This is a genomic window from Floccifex porci (genome assembly GCF_009696175.1).
In the GTDB taxonomy this organism is placed as follows: Bacteria; Bacillota_I; Bacilli_A; order Erysipelotrichales; family Erysipelotrichaceae; genus Floccifex; species Floccifex porci.
Genome location: NZ_VUMM01000025.1, coordinates 21,616 through 28,071 on the forward strand (window position 1 = coordinate 21,616; position 6,456 = coordinate 28,071).

5 protein-coding genes are annotated in these 6,456 nt (G+C 33.2%); 1 reads left to right on the forward strand and 4 read right to left on the reverse strand.

The genetic code is table 11. The annotated features are described in order from the left end of the window. Positions 1 to 13: 13 nt before the first annotated feature. Genes FYJ50_RS09330 through FYJ50_RS09345 form a run of 4 tightly spaced genes read right to left on the reverse strand, consistent with a single transcriptional unit; the run spans position 14 to position 4,876 of the window. Complete coding sequence (locus tag FYJ50_RS09330; RefSeq protein WP_154461313.1) at positions 14 to 832, reverse strand: SagB/ThcOx family dehydrogenase; 819 nt, start codon at positions 830 to 832, stop codon at positions 14 to 16. A gap of 12 nt (positions 833 to 844) precedes the next feature. Then, on the reverse strand, positions 845 to 2,716 hold the full coding sequence (locus tag FYJ50_RS09335) for an ABC transporter ATP-binding protein (protein WP_235900969.1): 1,872 nt from the start codon (positions 2,714 to 2,716) through the stop codon (positions 845 to 847). Further along, the gene (locus FYJ50_RS09340; protein WP_154461317.1) at positions 2,706 to 4,442 is read right to left on the reverse strand and encodes an ABC transporter ATP-binding protein; all 1,737 of its coding nucleotides are present in this window, start codon (positions 4,440 to 4,442) and stop codon (positions 2,706 to 2,708) included. The genes FYJ50_RS09335 and FYJ50_RS09340 overlap by 11 nt, the downstream gene beginning before the upstream one ends. Beyond that, entirely contained in the window at positions 4,436 to 4,876 is a 441-nt protein-coding gene (locus FYJ50_RS09345; RefSeq protein ID WP_205946506.1) for a MarR family winged helix-turn-helix transcriptional regulator, read from the reverse strand. Before FYJ50_RS09345 ends, FYJ50_RS09340 begins: the two co-directional genes overlap by 7 nt. A 98-nt stretch (positions 4,877 to 4,974) precedes the next feature. Between FYJ50_RS09345 and rlmD the strand changes: the two genes are divergently transcribed. Continuing rightward, positions 4,975 to 6,276, forward strand: a complete 1,302-nt coding sequence (gene rlmD, locus FYJ50_RS09350; protein ID WP_154461321.1) for a 23S rRNA (uracil(1939)-C(5))-methyltransferase RlmD — start codon at positions 4,975 to 4,977, stop codon at positions 6,274 to 6,276. Positions 6,277 to 6,456: the final 180 nt, after the last annotated feature.

The following is a 6,456-nucleotide window of genomic DNA, read 5'->3' on the forward strand; positions in this document are numbered from 1 at the left end:
TTTTTCTCTCGCTTTATAAGCCTTGTTCTTTAACAAAGGCATAGATTTCATCTTCTTTATCCTGGTTTTTTTTGGATACAGTTCCTACTGGAGCTGTATACATAATAAATTCTTCATTTCCATCCAGTTCAAATAAAGGATCGCAGATGGTATTGTCATAAGCCGCAATGGCACATGTTCCAATGTTCAAAGCTGTACAAGCCAGATATAAATTCTGTCCAACATGACCGGCATCAATTGTTAATGGACGATGAGCATTGATTCCATATCTCCATTCGTTTCGATAACAAACGATGCTCCAGTAAAAGACAACCGATGCTTTTTTAGCCCATGCCTGTTTACATAAACTGTCATTGATGACTTCTTCAATGGAATCGATTTCTCCTAAATATTCCAGTTTATGGCCCATAGGTAAATAATGGTATTTACCTGGTTTTAAACCCTCTACTTTACGGACAATCAAATACGTTTCAAATCCATGTCTGGCTCCACCAGAAGGAACGGTACGAATGGTCGCATAGCTTTTTCCTCGAATGGATTTGATACCTTGGGTTGCCCATAATAAATAGGACAATTGTAGTAAAGATAAGTTTTCATCGGTATAGATACGATGGCTTTTTCTTAAATTGATCACACTTCTAAAATCATTATTCATATCCAGATCATCAAAGTTTACAGGAAGATCAATGGATTCACTTCTCATAGGTGCTTTTACCAGTGGAGGCTGAGGAAGTTTTTTATCCTGATCGGATACAAAATCTTCTCCATGAATATCATAATGAAGGAAGTCTCTTCCTTGTTGAATTAATTTTTGTTTTGTCTGTTCATTCATCTTTTTTTCTCCTTATTCATTTTCTTCAAAAGAACCTGTATATAAATGATAATACATCCCCTTTTGATTTAAAAGGTCTTCGTGATTTCCTCTTTCAATTATATGACCATTTTCAAGAACCATGATCGCATTGGAATTCTGAATGGTACTTAATCGATGGGCAATGACAAAAACAGTACGTCCTTCCATCAGTTTATCCATACCTTCCTGTACAATTTTTTCCGTACGTGTATCAATAGAAGAAGTAGCTTCATCTAAAATCAATACGGGAGGATTGGCTACAGCGGCTCTGGCAATGGATATCAGCTGTTTCTGTCCTTGAGAAAGGGTTTCCTGTCCAGCTTTGATTTCAGTATAATATCCATGTTCTAAATGTTTGATAAAATCATGTGCATTTGCCAGTTTTGCGGCCTGAATGCATTCTTCATCGCTGGCATTCAGATTCCCATATCGAATGTTGTCCATAATGGTCCCTGAAAATAAATTGACATCCTGAAGTACAATTCCTAAACTTTTTCTTAAATCATCTTTCTTGATTAATTTTACATCAATTCCATCATAAGTAATAGAGCCTTTCTGAATGTCATAGAAACGATTGATTAAATTGGTAATGGTTGTTTTACCAGCTCCGGTCGCACCGACAAAAGCAATTTTCTGTCCTGGTTTTGCGAATAAAGAAATATTATGTAGTACCGTTTTCTTTTCATTGTATCCAAAGGTTACATCATGAAAACGAACATCTCCCTGCAAAGGAACAAGCTGTACACTTCCGTTTTCTCTAGGATGAGACCATGCCCAATGTCCAGTATTCTCCTGGCATTCCATCCATTCTCCATCTTCTTCTTTTACATTTACCAGTGTAACTTTACCCTGATCCACTTCCACTTTTTCATCCAGAATATCATAAATACGTCTGGCTCCGGCACTGGCCATGATAATGGAATTGAACTGCTGGGACATCTGATTAATCGGACCATTAAAAGATCGATTCAACTGAACAAAAGAAACAATGGTACCAACTGTAACTCCACCTAAACCATGAAGGGCAAGCAAAGATCCTACAACAGCGACTACAACATAAGAAAGATATCCTAAGTTTCCGCAAATGGGCATTAATATATTCGCAATTGTATTGGCATTGGTGCTGGCAAAACATAATTCTTCGTTGATTTTATCAAAATCTTCAATGGATTTGTCTTCATGTGTAAATACTTTAATGACTTTTGTTCCTTCGATCATTTCTTCAATAAATCCATTCACTTTACCTAATTTATATTGTTGATCATGGAAATATTTGCCAGATATTTTCATCAGAAATTTAGATACAAACAACATAAGTAAGCCAAAGAAGATAGTGATAAAAGCCAATAAAGGACTCATGATAAACATGGATACAGATACGGCAATAATGGTAATAATGGAAGATAAAAAGTTAGGAATGCTCTGTGATATCATTTGACGAAGCGTATCCACATCGTTTGTATAGACGGACATGATATCTCCATGTGCATGTGTATCAAAATATTTGATTGGTAAGGCTTCCATATGTAAAAACAGTTTCTTACGAATACTATTTAAAGTTCCTAAAGCGATTTCAATCATAATACGATTCCAAAGATAAGTAGCTAAGATACCGGTTAAATAGATGATTGCCAGTTTACCCAAAGCCAGAGTCAATGGTCCAAAATCAGGAACATCCTGAGATAACATAGGAACAATATAAGAGTCTACCAGGTTTTTAATAAAGGTATTTCCAATAACTCCTGCAATAGAAGAAAAGATGATCAGAATAAAAACAAGGAAACAAAATAATTTATAAGTACCGATCATGTCTTTTAAAACACGAGATAAACTATTTAATTTAGATTCCGATTTATTGCTCATCAAAATCTCCTCCTTTCTGCTGAGCTTCATATGTTTCTTTATATTGTGTACATGTTTTTAATAATTCTTCATGGTTTCCAAGAGCCAGTACTTTTCCATCATCAATGACTAAGATCTTATCCGCATCCTGAATCGAAGAAATTCTTTGAGAAATAATAATGCGCGTTGTATCCGGTATTTTTTCCATAAAGGCATTACGGATCAGAGCATCTGTCTTTGTATCAACGGCACTTGTGGAATCATCTAAAATTAAGATTTTTGGTTTTTTCAATAAAGCGCGTGCAATACATAAACGCTGTCTTTGACCTCCAGAAACATTGCTTCCGCCCTGTTCAATATAAGTATCATATTTATCAGGCATTTTCTGAATAAATTCATCTGCCTGTGCCAGTCTGCAAGCTTCCATGATTTCTTCATCCGTTGCATTTTCATTTCCCCAGCGCATATTTTCTTTGATGGTACCAGAGAACAGTACGTTCTTTTGTAAAACCATAGCTACATTATCACGTAATGTTTTTAAGTCATATTCACGAACATCTTTTCCAGCAACTTTTACACTTCCAGATAAAACATCATATAAACGGGGAATCAGCTGTACAAAACTGGATTTTGAAGAACCTGTGGCACCAAGTACTCCTAAAGTAGAACCACTGTCGATATGAACGGAAAAATTTTCCAGTACATAGCCTTCATCAGCATGTCCATAATTGAAATATACATTTTCAAAATCAATTGTTCCATTCTCAATTTTGGTAGCTCCGTTTACTGGTGAGGTAAGAGTGCTTTTATGATTGATGACTTGTGCAATACGCTGAGCACTGGAAATGGACATAGTCAACATTACAATATTCATAGACAACATCATTAAAGACATAAGAATATTGATGGTATAAGTAAACATGGAAAGAAGCTCTCCTGTAGTCATAGAATCGGAAACAATTAAATGAGCTCCAAACCAGGAAATTAAGAGAATAGAGACATAAACACTAAACTGCATAGCAGGACTGTTTAAAATCAGAAGCTTTTCCGCTTTTCTTTGAAGGCTAAAGACTTCATCACTGGTATGGGAAAATTTTTCTCTTTCATGATCTTCACGAACAAAAGATTTTACCACTCTAATACCTGTAATATTTTCTTGTACAGAAGAGTTCATACAATCAATTTTTGAAAACATTTTTTTAAATTTAGGATGTACTCTTGTACTGACAAAATATAAAACAATACTTAAAAATAGAATGGCAAATACAAATACAAAAGCCAGTTTTGAATTGATTTTAAATGTCATAAACAATGCGAAAATCAGCATTAATGGAGAACGTACACAAGCACGAATAATGGCCATATATGTATTTTGAATATTGGTCACATCGGTTGTTAAACGTGTAATCAGACTTCCTGTGGAGAATAGATCAATGTCAGAAAAAGAAAAATCCTGAATTTGTTTATATTCGGCTTTTCTTAAATTCTTTGCGAATCCACAAGAAGCAATGGATGCATATTTTCCTCCTAAAGCTCCTGCAATCAAAGAAAAGATAGAAGCAAGGATCATAAATAAGCCTGTTTTTAAAATGATATTCATATTCCCATTGGCAATTCCTTTATCCACTAAATCGGACATCAGATAGGGAATCAGGACTTCCATAATGACTTCCAATGTGACATAGAACATAGCTTTAAAGGAAGGGACTTTATATTCCTGAATGTATGAAGCTAGTGTTTTTAACATTTTTTTACCTCCTTTGATAAATTGTTTAGAGATTTTTTTAAAAAATCTAAATAGATTTCTTTTTCACTTTCACTGAAGCCCTCTAAAAGTATTTTTTCATTTTCTTCAATCTGATTTTCAACAGCTGTATGAACTTCCCATCCTTTTTGAGTCAATACGATCTGTTTTGCCCTTTTGTCAAAAGGATGATCCATTCTTTGAATAAACTGTTTTTGTTCTAGACGGTTTAATAAACCTGTCACGGTTGGATTGGAAATCTGAAAATAGGTTTCGATATCTTTTTGTGTTGTGATTTCATTTTCTCGAGTGCATAAAAATCGAATGATATCACTTTGAGATTTAGTAAGATCATAGTTTTTTAAAGTATCATCTATAATACTTTTTAATAAACGTGAAATAACATGGAAATAAAACCCATAATGATTTTGACACATAAAGCCTCCTTTACATAGCAAGCTATTAAATAGCATACTATGATATTAATTGTTTTATGTTTATTTGTCAATCAATAATAATTTGATACAATGAATATATGAAAAAAAATGAAGAATATATTGTTACATGTATAGATGAAAATCGAATGGGTTCTGGAATTGTAAAAATTGAGAATCAGGTCGTATTTGTACCAGACTTATTAAAAGATGAAGTTTGTAAAATCAAAATTGTAAAAGTAAAAAAGAATTATGCATTTGGAATTATCCTGGATTTGATACAGCCTTCTAATTATCGAATCAAACCATTGTGTCCCTATAAAACATGTGGTGGATGTCAGTATATGAATGTAGATTATGTTTATCAGATTGAAATGAAATCCAGACAAATGAAAGAACTTTTTCATCGAAATGTAAAGGAAGAAATTCAGGTGTTACATACAATTGAATCTATAAATCCTTTATATTATCGAAATAAAGCTCAATTTCCTGTACAGGTAAAAGATGGGCAAATATTAATGGGATTTTACAGAAAACATTCCAATGATATTGTTTCCTGTAACGAATGTAAAATTCAGTCAAAAGAAATTAACAATATTTACCAGTGGCTTCAAAGTCATATATCGATCCAGCAGGCAAAAGAATTAAGGCATATATTCATTCGTGCTTCTAAAAATGAAAGTCAGGTAGTTTTTATTGGTAGAGATGATAGCAAATTTCAAAAATTATCAAATCAGTTGATGGATACTTTTCCAAAGGTCACAAGTATACTTTTCAATTTCAACAATAGAAAGGATAATGTGATTTTAGGAGAAGAATATAAAATATTATCTGGCAGAGATTTTATTATCGAAGAATGTATGGGAAATAAAATTCAACTGCATTTTAAGTCCTTTTTTCAGGTCAATCCCATTCAAATGGAAATTTTATATCAGAAAGCTATTGAATTGGCCAATTTAAAAAAAGATGAAAGATGCATTGATTTATATTCAGGTACAGGAACCATTGCCTTAGCTATATCTAAATATGTAAAACATGTAACGGGTGTAGAGATTGTCAAAGAAGCAGTAGACAATGCCAATAAAAATAAAGAGTTAAATCACATTACCAATTGTGATTTTATTTGCCAGGATGCGACAGAATTTGCGCATGAACATAAAAATGACAATATAGATGTGTTATTTGTGGATCCGCCTCGAAAAGGAATGACAAAACAGGGAATTGAAGATATTGTGACATTAAAACCCAATCGAATTGTGTATATTTCCTGTAATCCGGATAGTTTATGCAGAGATTTAAATGTGTTTGATCAGAACGGATATGAATGCCAAATCATTCAGCCAGTGGATATGTTCTGTTATACAACAGGAATTGAAAATATCGCATTATTAGTTAAAAAATAAAAGATAGTCATTTTTGACTATCTTTGTACATAATTGAAATTTGTTAATGAATGGAAAGCCATTCTTTGACCTGATTGATAGTACTGTCTAAAGCCTTTGCGATTTTATCCAAATCTAATCCCATTTCATATAAATTGTGGGCTGTGGCTTTTTTTTCTTCTATTTTTCCCAAAAGAATTC

Bases quoted from the DNA above. Each gene is read 5' to 3' on its own strand.
- FYJ50_RS09330 (WP_154461313.1), bottom strand. From the start codon at position 832: ATGAATGAACAGACAAAACAAAAATTAATTCAACAAGGAAGAGACTTC.
- FYJ50_RS09335 (WP_235900969.1), bottom strand. From the start codon at position 2,716: ATGAGCAATAAATCGGAATCTAAATTAAATAGTTTATCTCGTGTTTTA.
- FYJ50_RS09340 (WP_154461317.1), bottom strand. From the start codon at position 4,442: ATGTTAAAAACACTAGCTTCATACATTCAGGAATATAAAGTCCCTTCC.
- FYJ50_RS09345 (WP_205946506.1), bottom strand. From the start codon at position 4,876: ATGTGTCAAAATCATTATGGGTTTTATTTCCATGTTATTTCACGTTTA.
- rlmD (WP_154461321.1), top strand. From the start codon at position 4,975: ATGAAAAAAAATGAAGAATATATTGTTACATGTATAGATGAAAATCGA.